At 60.2% G+C, this 21469-nt stretch carries 18 protein-coding genes; 14 read left to right on the plus strand and 4 right to left on the minus strand.

The features are described 5' to 3' along the window. Nucleotides 1–82 precede the first annotated feature (82 nt). Complete coding sequence (locus M5C56_RS23850) at nt 83–1750, minus strand: diguanylate cyclase (protein WP_103495181.1); 1668 nt, start codon at nt 1748–1750, stop codon at nt 83–85. Nucleotides 1751–1836: 86 nt separating this feature from the next. Between M5C56_RS23850 and M5C56_RS23855 the strand changes: the two genes are divergently transcribed. The 8 genes from M5C56_RS23855 (at nt 1837) to M5C56_RS23890 (ending at nt 10922) form a co-directional block, all read left to right on the plus strand. After that, nucleotides 1837–3459, plus strand: a complete 1623-nt coding sequence (locus tag M5C56_RS23855; RefSeq protein ID WP_103495182.1) for a methyl-accepting chemotaxis protein — start codon at nt 1837–1839, stop codon at nt 3457–3459. Further along, nucleotides 3459–3977, plus strand: coding sequence for a chemotaxis protein CheW (locus tag M5C56_RS23860; RefSeq protein WP_103495183.1), 519 nt, complete (start codon nt 3459–3461; stop codon nt 3975–3977). Before M5C56_RS23855 ends, M5C56_RS23860 begins: the two co-directional genes overlap by 1 nt. Then, the gene (locus tag M5C56_RS23865) at nt 3974–5248 is read left to right on the plus strand and encodes a protein-glutamate O-methyltransferase CheR (protein WP_103495184.1); all 1275 of its coding nucleotides are present in this window, start codon (nt 3974–3976) and stop codon (nt 5246–5248) included. The genes M5C56_RS23860 and M5C56_RS23865 overlap by 4 nt, the downstream gene beginning before the upstream one ends. Further along, nucleotides 5245–5931, plus strand: coding sequence for a chemotaxis protein CheW (locus tag M5C56_RS23870; RefSeq protein ID WP_103495185.1), 687 nt, complete (start codon nt 5245–5247; stop codon nt 5929–5931). Before M5C56_RS23865 ends, M5C56_RS23870 begins: the two co-directional genes overlap by 4 nt. Further along, a complete protein-coding gene (locus M5C56_RS23875) occupies nt 5928–8228 on the plus strand; it encodes a hybrid sensor histidine kinase/response regulator (RefSeq protein ID WP_103495186.1) in 2301 nt (766 codons plus the stop codon). The genes M5C56_RS23870 and M5C56_RS23875 overlap by 4 nt, the downstream gene beginning before the upstream one ends. Continuing rightward, the gene (locus M5C56_RS23880) at nt 8225–9235 is read left to right on the plus strand and encodes a chemotaxis response regulator protein-glutamate methylesterase (RefSeq protein ID WP_103495187.1); all 1011 of its coding nucleotides are present in this window, start codon (nt 8225–8227) and stop codon (nt 9233–9235) included. Before M5C56_RS23875 ends, M5C56_RS23880 begins: the two co-directional genes overlap by 4 nt. Before the next feature lie 51 nt (nt 9236–9286). Continuing rightward, nucleotides 9287–10291: a PleD family two-component system response regulator gene (locus M5C56_RS23885; RefSeq protein ID WP_103495188.1), complete on the plus strand. Its 1005-nt coding sequence runs from the start codon at nt 9287–9289 to the stop codon at nt 10289–10291. Between the two features lie 346 nt (nt 10292–10637). Beyond that, nucleotides 10638–10922, plus strand: a complete 285-nt coding sequence (locus M5C56_RS23890) for a hypothetical protein (RefSeq protein ID WP_103495189.1) — start codon at nt 10638–10640, stop codon at nt 10920–10922. Nucleotides 10923–11190: 268 nt separating this feature from the next. On the opposite strand, the gene M5C56_RS23895 is transcribed toward M5C56_RS23890, so the two are convergent. The 3 genes from M5C56_RS23895 to M5C56_RS23905 all read right to left on the minus strand — a co-directional run bounded on the left by M5C56_RS23895 (nt 11191) and on the right by M5C56_RS23905 (nt 15283). Continuing rightward, complete coding sequence (locus tag M5C56_RS23895) at nt 11191–12003, minus strand: hypothetical protein (RefSeq protein WP_248766933.1); 813 nt, start codon at nt 12001–12003, stop codon at nt 11191–11193. A gap of 74 nt (nt 12004–12077) precedes the next feature. Beyond that, the gene (locus M5C56_RS23900) at nt 12078–13079 is read right to left on the minus strand and encodes a hypothetical protein (RefSeq protein WP_247263342.1); all 1002 of its coding nucleotides are present in this window, start codon (nt 13077–13079) and stop codon (nt 12078–12080) included. Then, the gene (locus M5C56_RS23905) at nt 13076–15283 is read right to left on the minus strand and encodes a type VI secretion system tip protein VgrG (RefSeq protein WP_247263341.1); all 2208 of its coding nucleotides are present in this window, start codon (nt 15281–15283) and stop codon (nt 13076–13078) included. Before M5C56_RS23905 ends, M5C56_RS23900 begins: the two co-directional genes overlap by 4 nt. A gap of 273 nt (nt 15284–15556) precedes the next feature. Between M5C56_RS23905 and M5C56_RS23910 the strand changes: the two genes are divergently transcribed. The 6 genes from M5C56_RS23910 to M5C56_RS23935 all read left to right on the plus strand — a co-directional run bounded on the left by M5C56_RS23910 (nt 15557) and on the right by M5C56_RS23935 (nt 21458). Further along, entirely contained in the window at nt 15557–16105 is a 549-nt protein-coding gene (locus M5C56_RS23910) for a hypothetical protein (protein WP_103498380.1), read from the plus strand. Further along, nucleotides 16105–16542, plus strand: coding sequence for a type II toxin-antitoxin system YafO family toxin (locus M5C56_RS23915; protein ID WP_103498379.1), 438 nt, complete (start codon nt 16105–16107; stop codon nt 16540–16542). Before M5C56_RS23910 ends, M5C56_RS23915 begins: the two co-directional genes overlap by 1 nt. 88 nt (nt 16543–16630) lie before the next feature. Further along, nucleotides 16631–17726, plus strand: a protein-coding gene (gene prfB / locus M5C56_RS23920) for a peptide chain release factor 2 (RefSeq protein WP_103498378.1) whose coding sequence is annotated in 2 segments (ribosomal slippage) — nt 16631–16702 and nt 16704–17726 — 1095 coding nt in all. Because the reading frame shifts where the segments join, the coding sequence is not laid out codon by codon here. Between the two features lie 96 nt (nt 17727–17822). Next, nucleotides 17823–19325: a lysine--tRNA ligase gene (lysS, locus tag M5C56_RS23925; RefSeq protein ID WP_103498377.1), complete on the plus strand. Its 1503-nt coding sequence runs from the start codon at nt 17823–17825 to the stop codon at nt 19323–19325. 105 nt (nt 19326–19430) lie between these two features. Next, on the plus strand, nt 19431–20135 hold the full coding sequence (locus M5C56_RS23930) for a TetR family transcriptional regulator (RefSeq protein ID WP_103498376.1): 705 nt from the start codon (nt 19431–19433) through the stop codon (nt 20133–20135). Nucleotides 20136–20144: 9 nt separating this feature from the next. Further along, nucleotides 20145–21458 (plus strand): flavohemoglobin expression-modulating QEGLA motif protein, encoded by a 1314-nt coding sequence (locus M5C56_RS23935; RefSeq protein ID WP_247263340.1) that lies wholly within the window; start codon nt 20145–20147, stop codon nt 21456–21458. Nucleotides 21459–21469: the final 11 nt, after the last annotated feature.

The following is a 21469-nucleotide window of genomic DNA, read 5'->3' on the forward strand; positions in this document are numbered from 1 at the left end:
GCCGGTTAGCCGGCGGGTTGTTTTTATGGATGCGACCCAGTGTATATCTTTTTAATCGATGGCCTTGCAGGTGGTGGGCGCCTCAGTGCGACCCGCCAGCCTCTGCTGCTTCATGAAAGTGCGCCTGGCCCTTGCCCGCATGCTTGGCGCGGTACAAGGCCTGGTCCGCCAGGCCGAGCACGTCGCTCAGGTCCGCAGCATCCAGGGGCCACAACGCGCCGCCGATGCTGCAACCGATCCAGGCCGGGACATCGTGCACCCGGAAGGATTGCCCCAGGCTGGCGAGCACGCGTTCGGCAATGCCGCGTGCCTGGTCAATGGCATCGTGGCGGGGCACTTGCAGCACCATCAGGAACTCGTCGCCGCCCAGGCGTGCCACCAGATCGCCTTCGCGCAGGCAGACGCGCAAGCGACTTGCCACTTCCCTGAGCAGCTCATCGCCGCCGGCGTGGCCGAACTGGTCGTTGATCGGCTTGAAACCGTCGAGGTCCAGGTACAGCAACGCCAGGTATTGGTTCTGTGCCTGGCTGCGCTGCTGGGCGCGCGGCAGGTATTTCTCCAGGGCGGCACGGTTCGGCAGGCCGGTCAGGGCGTCATGGTGGGCCAGGCTTTCCATCATCCCCAGGGCGGTCTGCTGGTTGCTCAGGCTGTCCACCAGATGGCGGATCGACTGGCTCAACTGGGCGATTTCCCGGGTGCCCCTGACCTCGGGAATTTCCATGGATTCACCGAGGCTCAAGCGGTCGGCGGCCCGGGCGATAGCGTGCAGCGGTCGGGTAAACCAGGTGGCCAGCAACCAGCCGACAAAGGCGATCACCACCGCCAGGGCAATGCCCCAGGCCAGGATGTCACGCTGCAATTCCTTGGCCGGGGCGTAGGCTTCATCGAGCGTCTGGCGCGTGACCACGGTCCAGCCCAGCCCTGCATAGCTGCCATAACCGTGGCTCATGGCAATCCCCGTGAGATAGTCGTTGCCGTCCGGCCAGCGCTGGACGCCCCAGCGGGTCTGTTGTGGGTCGAGGTTGTCGAACAAGGGCAGGGGCAATGCCTGGCCGATCGACTCACTGGGACCGAGGATGATCTGATGGTTGGCCGCGAGTACGAAAAACTCCACCTTGCGCCGGGCCTGCTGGGGTTCGAACAAGGATTGGCGCAGCTCTTCGGCCCAGCCCCAGGAGAGGTGCGCCGCGAGTACCCCTACTTTATTTTGTGACGATAGGTTGACGGACTTGTCGCTGAACACCGGCAGGCTGATGTCAACGAACTTCATGGCCTCGCCAGTGGGGTTGGGCAACAGTTTGGACAGTAGCTTGGCATCATGCACGTCCCCGACGAACAAGCGTTCCCGGCCCTGTTTGAACACGGGACGTTCGCTGATATCGGACTGTTCGAGAACGCCATGGGTTGCGGCCTTGACCACGCCGTCGGGCGCGACGAAACCCACCCAGGCGAAACTCGGGAATTCTTCCTGCAAATGATCGAGCAGGTGACGGATCTGTGGGGTATCCGAGGCTTGTTGCATCACCTGTAGCCGGCTGATGACGCTCAGCAGGTGAATCCGGCTGGCCATGTCGCGGTCCAGCCGATCCGCCATCTGGTAGGCGTTTTCGCCGAGATCCTGGCCGATTTCGTTGATCATCCGCGAATTGGAATCGTGGCTGATGAACGAACCCAGCAACCAGCTCAGCAGGCTGACCAGCACGGCGATCATCAACGCAAAACGACTGCGTAAGCTGGGCAGGACGGGCATGGCTTGGGTTCCTCGAACGGATTACTCAAGGATGACACACGCTCGGCTATACTGCCCTTCATTTGAATGGTTCCAGAGGACTGCGAGTGAAGAACTGGACGTTGCGCCAACGAATATTGGCAAGCTTTGCCGTCATCATTGCGATCATGCTGCTGATGGTCGTTGCTTCGTACTCCCGGTTGCTGTCGATCGAATCCAGCGAGGAGAGTGTGCGCACCGACGCCATTCCCGGGGTCTACTACAGCACCATGATCCGCAGCGCCTGGGTCGACAGCTATGTGCTGACCCAGCAATTGCTGGGGTTCACCGCCGACGGCGATATCAGTGCCGCTGACCAGGCGCAGTTCAAGGACTTCGAAAACCGTCTGAACGTGCAGATCGAGAACTACCAGAAGACCATTTTCAGCCAGGAAGACCAAGCGGCCTTCGACGTATTCAAGCGTGAGCGGGTGGCTTACGACAAGTTGCTGGCCAGCGTGCTCGATCTCTATCAGCACAAGCAGAACGACCAGGCTATCCGGATGTTCAACGAGCAATTGGCGCCTGCCTGGGCCGAAGGTCGCAAGCAACTCAATGACATCATCAACCAGAACAAGGACGTCGCCGACCAGGACACGGACTCGATTTCCGCCGCCGTGTCAGCGGCGAAACTCAGCATGGGCATTTCCCTGCTGATCGCGGTGATCGCTGCCGGCCTCTGTGGCCTGCTGCTGATGCGAGCGATCATGGCGCCGATGCAGCGGATTGTCGAAATTCTTGAAATCATGCGTACCGGTGACCTGAGCAGCCGCCTGAACCTGGCGCGCAAGGACGAGTTCGGGGCGGTGGAGACCGGCTTCAACGACATGATGACCGAACTCACGGCCCTGGTTTCCCAGGCCCAGCGCTCCTCGGTGCAGGTCACCACCTCGGTCACGGAAATCGCCGCCACCTCCAAACAACAGCAGGCCACGGCCACCGAAACCGCCGCGACCACCACCGAGATCGGCGCGACCTCGCGGGAAATCGCCGCGACTTCCCGCGACCTGGTGCGGACCATGACCGAAGTCTCCACCGCCGCCGACCAGGCCTCTGTGCTGGCAGGTTCCGGCCAGCAAGGGCTGGCGCGCATGGAAGAAACCATGCACTCGGTGATGGGCGCCGCCGACCTGGTGAACGCCAAGCTGGCGATCCTCAACGAGAAGGCCGGCAACATCAATCAGGTGGTGGTGACCATCGTCAAGGTCGCCGACCAGACCAACCTGTTGTCCCTCAACGCCGCCATCGAGGCGGAAAAGGCCGGTGAGTACGGTCGCGGTTTTGCCGTGGTCGCCACCGAAGTGCGGCGCCTGGCGGACCAGACCGCCGTCGCCACCTACGACATCGAACAGATGGTCCGCGAGATCCAGTCGGCAGTGTCCGCCGGGGTCATGGGCATGGACAAGTTCTCCGAGGAAGTGCGCCGCGGCATGTTCGAAGTGCAGCAGGTCGGCGAGCAACTGTCGCAGATCATCCATCAGGTCCAGGCCCTGGCGCCGCGGGTGCTGATGGTCAACGAAGGCATGCAGGCCCAGGCCACCGGTGCCGAACAGATCAACCTCGCCCTGGTACAACTGGGCGATGCCAGCAGCCAGACCGTCGAATCCCTGCGCCAGGCCAGTTTCGCCATCGACGAGCTGAGCCAGGTCGCGGTGGGCCTGCGCAGCGGCGTCTCGCGTTTCAAAGTCTGATGAGCGAGTGGGGGGCGAAACGCGTCGCCAGCGCGCAGCCCAGGAACAGCCTGTTCCTGGTCTTTCGTATCCAGGGCGAACGCTTTGCCCTGGAGGCCGTGGAAGTGGTCGAGGTGCTGCCGCGCCTGCAACTCAAGCCGATTGCCCAGGCCCCGGCCTGGGTCGCGGGAGTGCTGGCCCATCGTGGCGCGATGGTCCCGGTGATCGACGTCAGCGCCATGACCTTCGGCGAACCGGCGGCGGCGCGTACCAGCACACGGTTGGTGCTGGTGCATTACCGTCCCGCCGACGAGGTGCCCGGGCAGTTGCTCGGGCTGATTCTCGAACAGGCCACCGATACCCTGCGTTGCAACCCGGCGGACTTCCAGCCCTATGGCCTGGACAACCGCGCGGCGCCCTACCTGGGGCCGGTGCGCGAAGATGCCCAGGGCCTGCTGCAACGTATTCGGGTCAACGACCTGCTCAATGCCGAGGTGCGCGCGCTGCTGTTTCCAACGGTGGATGAGGCGCGGCCATGAGTGACGACCAGCGCTTTTTCGATTTCCTCAAGCACCGCATCGGCCTCGACGTGGCTTCGGTCGGCCCGGCGATTATCGAGCGTGCCGTGCGCCAGCGTTGTACTCAGTTGCAGATGCCCTCGGCGGACCACTACTGGACCCGCTTGCAGACCAACGGCGAGGAACAGCAAGCGTTGATCGAGGCGGTGATTGTCCCGGAAACCTGGTTCTTCCGTTATCCGGAATCCTTTTCGACCCTGGCGCGCCTGGCCAGCGAGCGGCTGGCACAGATCAAGGGCATGCGTGCCTTGAAGATCCTCAGCCTGCCCTGTTCCACCGGCGAAGAGCCCTATTCGATTGCCATGGCCCTGCTTGATGCAGGCTTGGCGCCGCACCAGTTCAAGGTCGACGGCATCGATGTCAGCCCGTTGTCTGTGGATCGGGCCAAGCGCGCGGTGTACGGCAAGAACTCCTTCCGCGGCCAGGGTCTCGAGTTTCGCGAGCGGCATTTCACTGCCCTGGCGGACGGTTACCGGCTCAGCGAGCGAGTTCGCGAACAGGTGCGTTTGCAGAGCGGCAACCTGCTTGACCCCGAGTTGCGGGTCGGCGAGGTCTATGACTTCGTGTTCTGTCGCAACCTGCTGATCTATTTCGACCTGGCGACGCAACGCCAGGTCTTCGACATTCTCAAGCGCCTTACCCATGTTGATGGTGTGCTGTTTATCGGCCCGGCCGAGGGCAACCTGCTGGGGCGGATGGGCATGCGCTCCATCGGCGCGGCGCAGTCCTTTGCCTTTCGCCGCGCGACGGAAGTCGAGCCCCAACCCCTGCCGGTGATCGTCCCGCCGCCTTTGCCGGTGCGTGTGTCGCAACCCGTCAGCGCGCCGGTGTTGCCTCTGCGCCGACCGTTCGCCCCAAGCGCGGTGTTCACGCCCGCCGCGCCAGTGTCGCTGGTCTCGAACGACGCGGCCGGCCTGCTGGCGCGGATTGCCACCCTGGCCAACGAAGGCAACGGCGCCCAGGCGCGCCAGGCCTGCGAAACCTACCTGCGCCAACACGAGCCGGTGGCCCAGGTCTTCTACTGGCTGGGCCTGCTGAGCGACGTGGCCGGCAGTGCGCTGGAGGCCCAGGGGTTTTATCGCAAGGCTTTATACCTGGAACCGCAACATCCCGAGGCCCTCGTCCACCTGGCGGCCCTGCTGGCTTCCCAGGGGGATGTGGCAGGCGCCCGGCGATTGCAGGAACGCGCCGCCCGTAGCGAGCGCACCGCTGACAGTGAGCGTAAACGATGAGCGGTTTGACAGACCTGAACCTGACCCACCACGACGCCGAGAAAATCGACGATTGCTGGAACCGCATCGGCATCCACGGCGACAAGTCCTGCCCGCTGCTGATCGAACATATCCACTGTCGCAACTGTGCGGTGTATTCCGCCGCGGCCACGCGCCTGCTGGACCGTTACTCGTTGCAACAGGAGCGTCCCGAACAGGGCGCGGTGGTCGAGGCGGCCAGTGATGTGCTCACCCGTTCGCTGCTGATGTTCCGCCTCGGCGAGGAATGGCTGGGCCTGGCCACCCGCTGCCTGGTGGAAGTCGCGCCGCTGCAGACGATTCATTCCCTGCCGCACCAGCGCTCGCGGGCCTTGCTCGGTGTGGCCAATGTGCGCGGTGCCCTGGTGGCCTGTCTGTCACTGGTGGAGTTGCTCGGGCTGGACGCCTCGATCACGGTCACGCCAGGCGGTCGGATCATGCCGCGCATGCTGATTGTCGGCGCCCAGGGCGGTCCGGTGGTGCTGCCGGTGGATGAAGTGGACGGTATCCATGCCATCGACCAGCGCCTGCTCGACAATGCCAGCGCCGCCGGGCCCCAGGCCAGCGCGCGGTTTACCCGTGGTGTACTGCCGTTCAGGGGGCGTAGCCTGCGTTGGCTGGATGAAGAGCAATTGCTGTCGGCCGTGACCCGGAGCTTCACATGACCCCCGATCAAATGCGCGACTCGTCGCTGCTGGAACTGTTCAGTCTGGAGGCCGAGGCCCAGACCCAGGTGCTCAGCGCCGGCCTCCTGGCCCTGGAGCGCAATCCGACCCAGGCCGACCAGCTCGAAGCCTGCATGCGTGCTGCCCATTCCCTCAAGGGCGCGGCGCGGATTGTCGGCGTGGATGCCGGGGTCAGCGTCGCCCATGTGATGGAGGATTGCCTGGTCAGCGCCCAGGAAGGTCGGTTGTATCTGCAAGCGGAGCATATCGACGCCTTGCTGCACGGCACCGACTTGCTGATGCGCATCGCCACGCCCAGCGCCAATGTCGGGCCACTGGAGATCGAAGCCTATGTCCTGCGGTTGCAGGCGTTGCTCGATCCGACGGCGGCCACTGCGCGGGTGGTGCCGGTGGCGCCCGAGCCGGCGCAAGTCGCGTTCGTGCCGTCGTCTGTGGCCGCCGATCTTGAAGCTCTGCCTCTTGATAGCGCGTTGGCGGAACCCCCGTCGCCGGAACTGACGCCCCCGGGCCGTCGGGTCGCCGAAGGTGGTGAACGGGTGTTGCGGGTCACCGCCGAACGTTTGAACAGCCTGCTCGACCTGTCGAGCAAGTCCCTGGTGGAAACCCAGCGCATCAAGCCTTATCTGGCGACGATGCAACGGATGCGGCGCATGCAGGACAAAGGCCTGCGCGCCTTGGACCAGCTCAGCGATCACTTGAAGACCGTCGGCCTGAGCCTGGAAGCCGAGGAGGCCCTGGGCGATGCCCGGCGTTTGCTGGCCGAGTCCCAGCAGATGCTGACGGCGCAAACCCTGGAACTGGACGAATTCGGCTGGCAGTCCAGCCAGCGCGCCCAGGTCCTGTATGACACCGCCCTGGCTTGTCGTATGCGGCCCTTTGCCGATGTGCTGAGCGGTCAGGTGCGGATGGTCCGCGACCTGGGCCGCAGCCTGGGCAAACAGGTGCGTCTGGAAATCGAAGGGGAGAAAACCCAGGTCGACCGCGACGTGCTGGAAAAGCTCGAAGCGCCGCTGACCCATCTGCTGCGCAATGCCGTGGACCATGGCATCGAAAGCCCGGAGTTGCGGGTGCTGGCCGGGAAACCGGCGGAAGGCCTGATTCGCCTGCGGGCCTCGCACCAGGCCGGGTTACTGGTGCTGCAACTGAGCGACGACGGCGCCGGGGTGGACCTGGAGCGGGTTCGTCGCAGCGTTGTCGACCGGCATTTGTCCCCGGTCGAGACCGCCGCGCAACTGAGCGAAGAGGAGTTGCTGAGCTTCCTCTTCCTGCCGGGGTTCAGCCTGCGGGACAAGGTCACCGAAGTCTCCGGGCGCGGGGTCGGCCTCGACGCCGTGCAGCATATGGTTCGCCAGTTGCACGGTGCCGTGGTGCTGGAGCAGGTGGCTGGGAAGGGCAGCCGTTTCCACCTCGAAGTACCGCTGACCTTGTCGGTTGTGCGCAGCCTGCTGGTGGAAGTCGGTGGCGAGGCCTATGCCTTTCCCCTGGCCCATATCGAACGCATGTGCGACCTGGCCCCCGAGGACATTGTGCAACTCGAGGGGCGCCAGCACTTCTGGCATGAAGGCCGGCATGTCGGGCTGGTGGCGGCCAGCCAGCTGTTGCAGCGCCCGGCCAGCGAACACCATGATGGCAACCTCAAGGTCGTGGTGATCCGCGAGCGTGATGCGGTCTATGGGGTCGAGGTGGAGCGCTTTATCGGCGAGCGCACCCTGGTGGTGTTGCCGCTGGACCCGCGCCTGGGCAAGGTCCAGGATATTTCCGCCGGGGCCTTGCTCGACGACGGTTCGGCGGTGCTGATCGTCGACGTCGAGGACATGCTGCGCTCGGTGGACAAGCTGCTCAACACTGGTCGCCTGGAACGTATCGACCGGCGCAATCGCCAGGCCAGCGAGGCCGTGCGCAAGCGCGTGCTGGTGGTCGACGACTCCCTGACCGTGCGCGAACTGCAACGCAAATTGCTGCTCAACCGGGGTTACGAGGTGGCGGTCGCGGTGGATGGCATGGACGGTTGGAACGCCCTGCGCGCCGAAGACTTTGACCTGTTGATCACCGATATCGATATGCCACGAATGGACGGGATTGAATTGGTCACACTCTTGCGTAAAGACACGCGCTTGCAGTCGCTGCCGGTCATGGTGGTGTCCTACAAGGACCGTGAAGAAGACCGTCGACGTGGACTGGACGCCGGAGCCGACTATTATCTGGCCAAGGCCAGTTTTCATGACGACGCCTTGCTGGATGCCGTGGTCGAGCTGATCGGGGGAGCCCAGGGATGAGGATCGCCATCGTCAACGATATGCCCATGGCGGTAGAAGCGTTGCGTCGAGCCCTGGCGTTCGAGCCGGCACACCAAGTGATCTGGGTCGCCGGCAATGGCGCCGAAGCGGTGAAATACTGCGCCGAGGACACCCCGGACCTGATCCTGATGGACCTGATCATGCCGGTGATGGATGGCGTCGAAGCTACCCGGCGGATCATGGCCGAGTCTCCGTGTGCCATTGTCATTGTCACTGTCGACCGGCAACAGAACGTGCACCGGGTGTTCGAGGCCATGGGCCACGGTGCCCTGGATGTGGTCGATACCCCGGCCATTGGTGGTGGCAACCCGAAGGAAGCCGCGGCGCCGCTGTTGCGCAAGATCCTCAATATCGGCTGGCTGATCGGCCAGCGCGGCAGCCAGGTGCGCAGCGTGCCCGGCCCGGCCCGGGACGACAGTCCGCGACAGAAGCTGGTGGCCATCGGCTCTTCGGCCGGGGGGCCGGCGGCCTTGGAAACCTTGCTGAAAGGTTTGCCTGCTAATTTTTCCGCCGCGATCGTTCTGGTCCAGCATGTCGACCAGGTATTTGCCGCCGGCATGGCCGAATGGTTGAGCAGCGCCTGCGGCCTGCCGGTGCGCCTGGCCCGCGACGGCGAGGCGCCGCAACGCGGCACCGTACTGCTGGCTGGGACGAACCACCATATCCGCTTGTTGAAAAACGGCACCCTGGCCTATACCGCCGAGCCCGTGAACGAGATCTACCGGCCTTCCATCGATGTGTTTTTCGAGAGTGTCGCCAGTTACTGGAATGGTGATGCGGTGGGTGTGCTGTTGACGGGCATGGGGCGCGACGGTGCCCAGGGATTGAAGCTGATGCGCGAGCGTGGCTACCTGACCATCGCCCAGGACCAATTGAGCAGTGCGGTGTACGGCATGCCCAAGGCAGCGGCGGCTATCGATGCGGCTGTTGAAATTCGTCCACTGAACAAGATCGCTCCACGTTTGCTGGAGATATTTCCGACATGAGTTCTATAGTCAGCAGTCCTGGCTTGAAAGCAGTACTTCAGGTGACCGCGTATGAATGATTTACAGATGTATGATTTCAAGACCACCGACGAAAACGCCGCGATGGTGTTGCTGGTTGACGACCAGGCCATGATCGGTGAGGCGGTGCGGCGCGGATTGGCCACTGAGAGCAATATCGATTTCCACTTTTGTGCTGATCCGCACCAGGCGATTGCCCAGGCGATCCGCATCAAACCGACGGTGATCCTGCAGGATCTGGTGATGCCCGGCCTCGATGGCCTGAGCCTGGTGCGCGAATACCGCAATCACCCGGCGACCAAGGACATTCCGATCATCGTGCTTTCGACCAAGGAAGACCCGTTGATCAAGAGCGCGGCCTTTGCCGCCGGGGCCAACGATTACCTGGTCAAGTTACCGGACAATATCGAACTGGTGGCGCGCATTCGTTATCACTCGCGCTCCTACATGACCTTGTTGCAGCGTGATGCGGCGTATCGGGCGTTACGGGTCAGCCAGCAGCAATTGCTCGACACCAACCTGGTGCTGCAGCGTTTGATGAACTCTGACGGTTTGACCGGGTTGTCCAACCGTCGGCACTTCGACGAGTACCTGGAGTTGGAGTGGAGAAGGGCGCAGCGCGAGCAGACGCAGATGTCGTTGCTGATGATCGACGTGGACTATTTCAAAGCCTTCAATGACAGCTTTGGCCACCTGGACGGCGATGAAGCCTTGCGCAAGGTGGCGGAGACGATCCGTGAGTCCAGCAGCCGGCCGTCGGACCTGCCGGCGCGTTATGGTGGCGAAGAGTTTGCGCTGGTGCTGCCGAACACCTCCCAAGGCGGAGCGCGACTGGTGGCGGAAAAACTGCGCCAGACCGTGGCGGGGCTGAAGATCCCCCACAATATGCCGGGCGAGGGGGCGGTGCTGACGGTCAGCATTGGGGTGTCCACGGTGATACCGCAGCAGGGCAGCAACTGTCGCGATCTGATTTCGGCGGCGGACAAGGGGCTGTATTCGGCGAAGAACAGTGGGCGTAATCAGGTGGGGGTTGGTTGAGGCGGATAAATCGCCATTACTGGCATCCGCAGTGGCTCGTATTTCAAGGTGTAAAAGCGGCGACTATTGGGTGAGTGGCTGGACTATAGTTCGGTCGTCACCGATGTGTCGGTGATCGATCTTAGCCGGTCGAAAGGCATTTATGGACGCACAAGCGCCCTCGTATCATGATGTCGGCGCTTTTTGCTGCTTGGCATTTTGTGCAATGGCGGCTGTGCGCGGGACATCTTCGGATGTGCCGGGTTTTCCAAGAATGCCCCGGTCGGCTAACCCGCGTACAGCCGCCACCCTAGTGTTTAGCCGCAGTAGTCGGTGGTAGCTCCTTTGCATTCTTGGGAGAAACACCATGAGTAATTTTCGTCCGCTACAAAGCAACCTCACCGAAGTCCCCGTTCTCTACCTCAATCTCGATGCCCCGGTGCGTGACCTGTATGAGTGTGCCATCCAGCGCATCAAGGCCGCCCGCGACCTGAGCCACAGCCTGACTTGCATGAGCATCGGCAACACCTGCGACCGTGATCTTCAGCACTTCGCCAGTGCCTCTTACCTGCTGTTGCAGGATGGCTGCGACGCGCTGGACGCGATGCAGGGCCGCTTCACCGACCGAGCCCGCAGCGCCCCGGTTTCCTGACTAAACATCACTCGTGTGGGAGCCGGCTTGCTGGCGATGACGTCCGCAAGGGCAGTGCAAGGCTCAAGGGCCTTTTCGCGGGCAAGCCCTGCTCCTACAATCTTGCGTCGTACACAAGTTCGGTGAACGACGGCTTACTGTAGGAGCGGGGCTTGCCCGCGAAAACGTCGGCCCTGGCGATGCAAATCTTGAGGTTTTTATCTCTAGGTATCAACTAAGAATGTAGCAGATTTTTCAATGGTGAGTGAGATTTGACTTTGGAAGTTGATCATAGGTTTAACTCGTTGATCGGAGGATCTTGATACGATTCATCAATTTCTATGCCGGCGATTCGGGCTTTACTTTCCAATACGTCCCGTTCTTTTTTATAGAGTGCCAATTCTTCGGGAAGTAAATCTTTCCAGCGAATCTTGTCGTCGCCTTGAAAGGGGGCTCGCCAAAATTCAGCTTCTGTGGAGAAATTTAAGCTTATTAAATAGGTGCCTCTTTCATTTGGGTATTTTTTTGAAAGTTGACGCCATGCTTTAAGGTGTAGGTATGAATTGTTGTTGTAGAAATACCAATTATAAAAAGATCCTATTTTAAGCCAGCGCTTAACGTCAATTTTATAGTTTGGATCTAGCCAAGGATGGCTGGATACCGGTTTTCCTAGTATTTCGCGCGGGGTATTAATTTTATTCATCTCTTTGCCTGAGATCCTCGGGTCACTTCTGTGATAGTAATGCTTCCATCCTGCTCGTTGGAGACCGTCAATGAGTCGATATATGGCGTCTTGATAGTCTGTGTGTAGGCTGTCATCGGGGAGGCCTCTTAGAGTAATGTCGATGCTTTCTATCTGGCTGCCATATTTAGTCCATATATCAGTTGTAATGTTGGTCGCATTTTTTAGTAATAAAGTATGTTCTCCGGTTTTAATTTTAACGATTGGTAGCGTTTTGCTGTTGTGTGAGCTTGATAGGCTGTACCAGCAAACGTCGGAGCTTTTTGAGCAGTCAAGCTTGAACTGTGACGGGCTGCGAGCTATGACTGAATTAATATCTTCTTTAAGTTTTATTTCAATGATCGGATTTTCTTTTTGCATGTCTAGAACCTCTGTTTTGTATGTTTCCTTGCAGGAGGTCAGTAGCAAAATAAATGCTAGTGTTGTCAGGCGTTTCACTCGAGATTTTGCCAGCTTGAGATGGATATTATGGATGACTCCATGTTTTTAATATCCTTTTGCATTTGTTTGTGATATTGAAGTGCGATTGTCCGAATGAACTCCATTCTGTCGGCTTTGTTGTAAAGGTCGCCTTCTGTCATTTGCACGCGAAAATCTTCCTCTTCTACGTCGCATGCCGTGCTGAAGGCTGCGGCTCTCAAGGGGAAGCAAGGAAGCCCTTCTGTCAAAGTTTGAAGATCCAAGACTTTTTGGAACGTGTGATCCTCGTAGATAAGCGGCTGCAGGACTTCTAGTTGTTCATGGTTGGCAATGGCTAAAAGTGATTCAAACTGCAGGTTTGGTTTTTCTCTCATGGTGGCTTGTTCACACTTTTTGATGGTGTTAAAAGCTTCAAGAATGTAAGGGTTTACCCTGAAGTGATTAAGGGTCACCAGCGCCTCCTCCGCCCACGGCAAGCTTTTTAGTCCCGCCAGTGCCAACTCAGGGCAGTTCAGCGCATTACGCTCCAACGCACATTCTTCGAATTGTTCGGGAAATTGGCTGTAAAACCAGTGCCAGACAAAAATGTCTTGGAACAACCAAAAGTTACCCTTACCCAGCCCGTCCTTACCGATAGCCATTGGATTGGGCAGATAATCCCCTACTGAGACAGCCAGAGCGTCCGGTATGAAGTCCAATCCGCACTTGACTTGTTTGCTGGCAAAGGCCGCCAGACCCATCCAGTAGAAACGTCCCTTCAGTTCGGGCTTTCCACCGTCTTCCAACTCCAGATAGAACCGCGCATAGGTTGCCGCGATACGCGCGGCACGGGCACTGAAACTGGCGACCAATTCGCTGCGTACATGTTGCGAATAGGGATCGCGCCTCTCTACTGTCAGCCGACGTATCGCTTCCTGCTGACCCCAGGCCCAGAGTATTGCGCAGTCAAAAGTCTGCTGAGAGACTGAGCCGGGTCGGGTATTGGTGGTGCATGTGAGGATCGGATCTGCGCTCATTGCTTGCGACTCCTTTCGTAACTGTCAGCGCCTTCCGGGACATGGAATTTGTCCCAGCTCAGAAACGCCTTTAGGTCCTGGGCGGTTTGGGTCTTGATGCGAGGGAGAAGCCCGTCGGCATCGCTGGTGACAACCTGAGGGGCGGTTTCTCCAGGCACTGCAACGGTGACCTTGATCCCTTTCAGCGGCGTACCGGAGCGGCTGAGCAGTTGCATCTGCTCGTCGTGGGCTTCTTGGGACGAGCTGCCGGGTATGTGATGTGTAGTTCCGGCCTGTCCCTCGGCTGCGGGTTTGAGGGCTGTCAACACGGCAGCTCTCGCTGCCGTACCAGCGATCCCAGCGGCGTCGGGGCCTACACGACTGATGCCGTTGCCATCGAGTTTGATGAAGTGACCGCCTACCTTGATCGTCAATTCGGCACCGGCCTCGATAATGATTTTTTTGCCTGCATAGAAATGGATCTCCTGACCAGCCTCAACGAGGTAACCCAACCCCGCCTTCACCTGCTGGCTTCGACCCACCGTCAGATGATCATCACCCTTCACCTCGCAACGTCGATCCTGGTGAACCGTATGATGTTCTTCGGCCTTGAACTCGACGTAGCTGTTGGCACCGACGCTTTCATGCCGCTCATGACCGATCTGTACATGCTGGTCATGTTCGATGTGCTGCTCGAAATCCCGTTGGGCATGCACATAGATCTGTTCCTGGCCCTTGAGGTCTTCGATGCGGATCTCATTACTGCCGCCACCCCCGGGGCTGCTCTGGCTTTTGAACACACTGCGGGTCTTGTGCGCAGGCAGAGGGTAGGGCGCTTGCTGCAGCGCGTTGTTCAGGCAACCGACGATCAGTGGCTGATCGGGGTCGCCTTCGAGAAAGGTCACCAGCACCTCCATGCCGACACGGGGCAGGGTGACGGCGCCATGACTCGGCCCGGCCCAGCCGGACGCCACCCGCAACCAGCAACTGCTGTGGGCGCCGGTTTCGTCGGAACGATCCCAGTGAAACTTCACCTTCACCCGGCCATATTCGTCGCAGTGGATTTCTTCGCCGGGCGGGCCGGTGACGATAGCGGTCTGGGCATTCAGGCGACGGGATTCGCGCACCTGTAGCGGCGGCCGAAAGAACACATCCCACGGCGTGGCGAGAAAGCTGTTGCGGTAGCCCTGGCGGAAATCGCTGTCGGCAACGCTCGGGATCGGTGCCGACTCCTCCAGGACCTGCGGCTGTTTGCCTTCATGGGTCAGGTGGGTCAGCAGCCAGAGATCATTCCAGTCCGGCTGTGGATGGTCGCTCAGGGTCAGGAGATGACCGCTGGCCAGTTGTGGCGCATTGCTCTTGCCCGAAGCCTGTCGATAGTCGGCGCGATGGCGCTCCAACTGACGGCGATTGAGTCGTTTACCAGCGTCGTCATGCTTGAAGCGGCCAGGATAGCGATAGTCCTCCAACACGGGTTTCGGTAGTGAATCCGAGCAGTGGGTCGTCCGCTCCAGCAAGGTATGCGGCTTCTCGAAGTCGTAATCACGCAAGGCCGCATGACTGCTGCGGGTCTCCAGGCGCAGGTCAAAGGACTTGATGCTCGCGGTCGTAGCCACGGTGCCGCTGTCCGGCACATAGGGCACGGCATTGGACAGCCGGCGAAAGAAGGTCTGGTCATCGCCGAAGGCCAGGTGATGGTCGGCCGGGCTGTGCTGGAAGTGGTAGTGCAGGCCGTCTTCCTCACACAGCCGCTGGATGAAATCCAGATCGGATTCGTTGTACTGCACGCAGTACTCGCGGGCGGGCAGGGGTGTGGCGAGATTGAAGCTGAAGGCGTTGCCGAGGATGCCGTGGTCCTTGAGCACCCGGGCGATGATCTGCGGTACGGTCTGGTTCTGGAAGATGCGCTGGTTGAAGCGATGACCCAAGTAGGTCAGTTGCGGCACGAGGGTGAGGTGATAGTGGGTCCAGCGCTGACCGGTATCACCCTGGCCGATGCTGTAGACCTGGCCGTGAATACCCGCGCCGCTATCGTTGAAGGCGAGAAAGCCCTGCTGGTGCAACAGCTCGTCGAGGTTCAGGTCCGGGCGGCGGCTGACCAGTTCCAGCTCGAAACGATAGGGCTGGCTGATGGCTTCACTGCCCTTGAAGGCCAGCACCTGGAGTTCAGGGGCAAGGCCCGGGAGGGTCAGGGTAAAGCGGTTTAACGGCGCTGAAATGAACATTCGTAGTCCCTTACTCAAGCGGTAAGGGGGGAGTCTGCTTGTCCTCGGCGGCGCGTTGAATAGGTCTGTGAAAAAACAGAAATGCCTTACATTTCAAGGTTAAAAAGACTGACGCGGTAGCGGAATTTTTTGCCAGAAGAAGTGAAAGTGCTACTGCTGGGGGGCTTAAGCAGGTGGAGGGTTGCTGAAATATCACGATACGGTGTGATGCTGTACAATAATTGCACACCAAAATACTTTTGAGCAGACCGCTCCTTGAACGGGTATTTCAACATGAAGCCTGAATCACCACCCAGCATCCCCACCGCATCGCTGCTATTGGCTGCGCTCGCGTTGATCGGTGGGTATGGTGCTGCGGTATCGGTTCAGGCTGCTGCGGACCACGATAGCGGCTTCAGAAATGAGGCCAGCCAGAAGTCCAGTCAGCTCGCTATCGAGATTCACGGGCTGATAAAAAAGGCGAAGCAGGTAGAAAACGGGTTCGCAAGCATCATCAAAGACATGCTTGCCAGAGATCCGGCCCGTACTCCTGAAGGACTGGATGCTCAAGCAAAACTTGAAGATCTGGGGCGGAATCTGGACAGCTTTCGCGGCATGGAACTGACGCTACGCAGTGCGATTGTCCCGGAGGGGTTGGCCGAGGTCCATATGGATCTTCGTCGGTCCATGGCTCGTGCAAGGGAGAAAATGGCGATTACCCACAGCCTGCTCTCTCAAATGCTGACAGTGCCGGAATCCTTTGAAAGTACTGCTGATGGAGAAGGGCTGCGCGCATTGGCCGAGCATTCCACCCAGAGGCTGATTGAGTTGGCTAACGCCTGATGTCCAGGGCGTCAGCCATCTTTCATCCGGAGTCCTACCGCGAGCTTTTTCTGGATGTTCTAAAGGATTATCCAGGACTGGACACCGCTCTACTGAATGATTTCGTTACCTATAAGCAGACAGGCATTCCTTCAGATCGATTTGGGCGCGACGCTCCCTACGTCTGGCCGGCAGCTGCGTTTAATGCAAACCTCATGCATATCCACTTGAAGCTTCCGCCGGAAAAGTTTCCCAAGAACCTTCCTCAGATCGATCGAGTCTGTCGTAGAGGCGCTCCGGAAAAGGACGCCGCTCTTGTTTATGTGCGCGGAGAGCTGGAAGAACATCGTTACTGTCATCTTGCGGTCCTGTATCCCGATGGGCATGCCAGGGCGCGGGAAGAGAAGCTGATGCGATACCTGGCCAGATTGGCGCAGAAGTTTCGCGGCGAAAACTGAAATCACCCCGCCAAGCGGGCTGCCGGGACGCGTGCAACTCGGTTATACTCGTCGGCTTTCAAAAGTTCACCGACGAGTGCTGCCCGCCATGGAAATCAACCCGATCCTTAACAGTATCAAGGACCTGTCCGAGCGCTCCGAAACCATTCGGGGGTATCTTTGACTACGATCAAAAGCATGAGCGCCTGACCGAGGTCAATCGCGAGCTTGAAGATCCAGCTGTCTGGAACAACCCCGAATACGCCCAGAACCTCGGCCGCGAGCGTTCCGCGCTGGCGCTGATCGTCGAGACCCTGGACGACATGTCCAGCGGCCTGAGCGATGCCCGCGACCTGCTGGAAATGGCCGCCGCCGAAGAAGACCAGGGTGCCGTCGACGACGTCGCCGCTGAAGTCGAACGCCTGCGCGCCGCCCTCGAGAAACTCGAATTCCGCCGGATGTTCAGCGGCGAAATGGACCCGAACAACGCCTACCTGGATATCCAGGCCGGTTCCGGCGGCACCGAAGCCCAGGACTGGGCCAATATCCTGCTGCGCATGTACCTGCGCTGGGCCGACAAACGCGGTTTCGACGCCACCATCATGGAACTGTCCGCCGGCGAAGTCGCCGGGATCAAGGGCGCCACCGTGCATATCAAGGGCGAGTACGCCTTCGGTTGGCTGCGCACCGAGATCGGCGTGCACCGTCTGGTGCGCAAGAGCCCGTTCGACTCCGGCAACCGTCGTCACACCTCGTTCTCGGCGGTGTTCGTCTCCCCGGAAATCGACGACAACATCGAAATTGAAATCAACCCGGCAGACCTGCGGATCGATACCTATCGTTCTTCCGGTGCCGGTGGTCAGCACGTCAACACCACCGACTCGGCCGTACGGATCACTCACGTACCGTCCAACACCGTGGTCAGCTGCCAGAACGAACGTTCCCAGCACGCGAACAAAGACACCGCGATGAAAATGTTGCGGGCGCGCTTGTACGAACAGGAAGTGCAGAAGCGCAATGCCGCTTCCCAGGCCCTGGAAGACACCAAGTCGGATATCGGCTGGGGTCACCAGATCCGCTCCTACGTACTCGACGCCTCGCGGATCAAGGATCTGCGCACCAACATCGAACGCAGCGACTGCGACAAGGTGCTGGACGGCGATATCGACGAATACCTGGAAGCCAGCCTCAAGCAAGGGCTTTAAGGCACTGCGGCGACGGCGCGCACCAAGGCGCGCCGCCTGCCGTGAACCCCTGCCGAAGGCCGGGGGCAACGAACCTGTGATGGAAAATCTAAAGACATGAGCGACCTACAACTCGACCCGCAAGCCCTGCAACAGGAAGAAAACACCCTGATCGCCCTGCGCAAGGAAAAGCTGGCTGCCGAGCGCGCCAAGGGTCAGGCCTTCCCCAACGACTTCCGTCGCGACGCCTACTGCGAAGACTTGCAGAAACAGTACGCCGACAAGACCAAGGAAGAGCTGGCTGAGGCGGCGATCCCGGTCAAGGTTGCCGGTCGCATCATGCTCAACCGTGGCTCGTTCATGGTGATCCAGGACATGTCCGGGCGCATCCAGGTCTACGTCAACCGCAAGACCCTGTCGGAAGAGACCCTGGCCGCGGTGAAAACCTGGGACCTGGGCGACATCATTGCCGCCGTTGGCACCCTGGCCCGCTCCGGCAAGGGCGACCTGTACGTTGAAATGACCGACGTGCGCCTGCTGACCAAGTCGCTGCGCCCGCTGCCGGACAAGCACCACGGCCTGACCGATACCGAAACCCGCTATCGCCAGCGCTACGTCGACCTGATCGTCAACGAAGAAGTGCGCCAGACCTTCCGCGTGCGTTCTCAGGTCATCGCCCATATCCGCAACTTCATGATGCAGCGCGATTTCATGGAAGTGGAAACGCCGATGCTGCAGACCATCCCCGGTGGTGCCGCGGCCAAGCCGTTCGAAACCCACCACAACGCGCTGGACATGGGCATGTACCTGCGCATCGCGCCGGAGCTGTACCTCAAGCGCCTGGTGGTCGGTGGCTTCGAGCGGGTGTTCGAGATCAACCGCAACTTCCGTAACGAAGGCGTGTCGACCCGGCACAACCCCGAGTTCACCATGTTGGAGTTCTACCAGGCGTACGCCGACTACGAAGACAACATGGACCTGACCGAAGAGCTGTTCCGTGAACTGGCCCAGGCCGTTCTGGGCAGCACCGACGTGCCGTACGGCGACAAGGTCTTCCACTTCGGCGAACCGTTCGTGCGCCTGTCGGTGTTCGACTCGATCCTCAAGTACAACCCTGAGCTGACCGCCGCCGACCTGCAGGACGTCGACAAGGCCCGCGCGATCGCCAAGAAGGCCGGTGCCAAGGTGCTCGGCTTTGAAGGCCTGGGCAAGCTGCAGGTGATGATTTTCGAAGAGCTGGTCGAGCACAAGCTGGAACAGCCGCACTTCATTACCGAGTACCCGTTCGAAGTCTCGCCGCTGGCCCGTCGCAATGACGAGAACCCGAACGTCACCGACCGTTTCGAGCTGTTTATCGGCGGTCGTGAAATCGCCAACGCCTATTCCGAGTTGAACGACGCGGAAGACCAGGCCGAGCGCTTCCAGGCCCAGGTGGCCGAGAAGGACGCCGGCGACGACGAAGCCATGCACTACGACGCCGACTTCGTACGGGCGCTGGAGTACGGCATGCCGCCGACGGCGGGCGAGGGCATCGGTATCGACCGCCTGGTGATGTTGCTCACCAACGCACCGTCGATTCGCGATGTGATCCTGTTCCCGCACATGCGGCCGCAAGCATAAAATTGCTGTTGAAAAAGCCGCCCTCACAAGGCGGCTTTTTTATTGTCTATTGGTACTGATGTTTCAGATTATTACAAGAGAGGAAGACCGGTAGTGGAGCGTGCAATGGCGCAAAAGGGAGCAGCTGGCGTCGCTACGGCGGTGGCTGAGAGCGTTCAGTATCAAGGGCGCAAGGCCAGTCGACAGGGAAGCGAGCAACGACGACAGGCGATTCTTGACGCCGCCATGCGCATTGTCGTGCGCGACGGTGTGCGTGGGGTGCGGCACCGCGCGGTGGCCGCCGAGGCCGATGTGCCGCTGTCGGCCACTACCTATTACTTCAAGGATATCGATGACCTGCTCACCGATACCTTCGCCCAGTATGTCGAGCGCAGTGCGGCCTTCATGGCCAAGCTGTGGGGAAACACCGAAGGCATATTGCGGGAAATGGTCGCCTACGGTGACGGCAGTGCGGCCTCGCGGGCGCAAGTGGCCGACGACATCGCCCATATGATTGTCGACTACATCCAGCGGCAACTGCACAACCGTCGCGAGCACCTGATGGCTGAGCAGGCGTTTCGTCAGGAAGCGCTGCTCAATCCACGCCTGGCGGTGTTGGTGCGTTCGCACCAACAGATTCTCCTGCAGGGCGCCTACCAGTTTGTCCAGGTACTGGGTACCAAAGAGCCTCAGCAGGATGCCAAAGTGTTGACGGCGATTATCGGACGGATGGAATATCAGGGCCTGCTCAACGACGCCGAGGTCCAGTCCGAACAGGACATGCTGGGGATCCTCTCGCGCTACATGCACTTGGTGCTGGCCTCGGTCTAGGCTCTGTGCATGGCTATTCACCGGTATCACCTTCAGGAGTCACCCTTGGACGATTACCAGCAGACGATACGCAGCCTCTCTGATCGCATTGTGCTGGCACAGACGCCGATTCGCGTGCTCGACGCGGTGAAGTGGGACGAGAACATCCGCAAGGCGTTTCTCAAGGGCAAGGGCAAGGAAATGCCGGCGGTGGATCGCGACTATTATGCCTCGCGGCCGCTGTCGTTCGATTCCAGCGCGGTGAAACTGGAGTTCCAGAATATCGAGCGCGATATCACCCGGCGGCTCGGCCAGTTCAACCCGGTCGGGCAGATCATGCGCCGCATGTGCCGCGAGTACCGGCAGGTGGTGCGGATGCTCGAAGCCCGTGGCACCGCGGATTTCGGCCTGATCTCCCAGGAGTTGTACGGCGCTGCTTCGGATGCGTTCCACGCCGGTGATCCGACCCTGGCCGACCTCGGCTTGATGCTCTCCGATTACCTGAACAATATCGACGGCCGGGGTGATCTCAAGGACGAGCCCAAGACCCTGACCGCCAAGGAGGCGGTCGATATGCTGCAAAGTCGCCTGAACAAGGTGTTCGGCGAGGCCGAGGAAACCATCCGGGTGTTCGAGTCCGACGGCATTGTCGCCGACGCGGCGGCGGGCGCCGACTACATCAAGATCCGCGCCGATGCGATGTTCAATTCGCGGGATGTGCGGGCGCTGGAGGTGCATGAAGGCCTGGTGCATGTCGGCACCACCCTGAACGGCTTGAACCAGCCGATCTGCACCTTCCTGTCCAAGGGCCCACCGTCGTCGACAGTGACCCAGGAAGGCCTGGCGATTCTGATGGAGGTGATTGCCTTCGCCTCCTATCCGACCCGCCTGCGCAAGCTGACCAACCGTACCCGGGCCATCGACATGGTGGAGCAGGGCGCGGATTTCCTCCAGGTGTTCGAGTTCTTCCGCGAGCAGGGTTTCGAAATGGCGGAAAGCTATGGCAATGCCAGTCGGATCTTCCGTGGCTCGACACCGACGGGGCTGCCATTTACCAAAGACTTGTCCTACCTCAAAGGCTTTATCATGGTTTACAACTATATTCAGTTGGCCGTGCGTAAGGGCAAGCTCGAGCAGGTGCCGCTGCTGTTTTGCGGCAAGACCACGTTGGAGGATATGCGCACGTTGCGCCAACTGGTGGATGAGGGGTTGGTGGTGCCGCCCAAGTACCTGCCGGAACAGTTCCGCGACATGAATGCGCTGTCGGCCTGGATGTGTTTCAGCAACTTCCTGAACCACTTGAGCCTGGATCGGATCGAGGCGGATTACTCTAATATCCTCTGACCGCCGACCCT

It is taken from the genome of Pseudomonas sp. MWU13-2862 (assembly GCF_023242495.1).
Lineage (GTDB): Bacteria > Pseudomonadota > Gammaproteobacteria > Pseudomonadales > Pseudomonadaceae > Aquipseudomonas > Aquipseudomonas gingeri_D.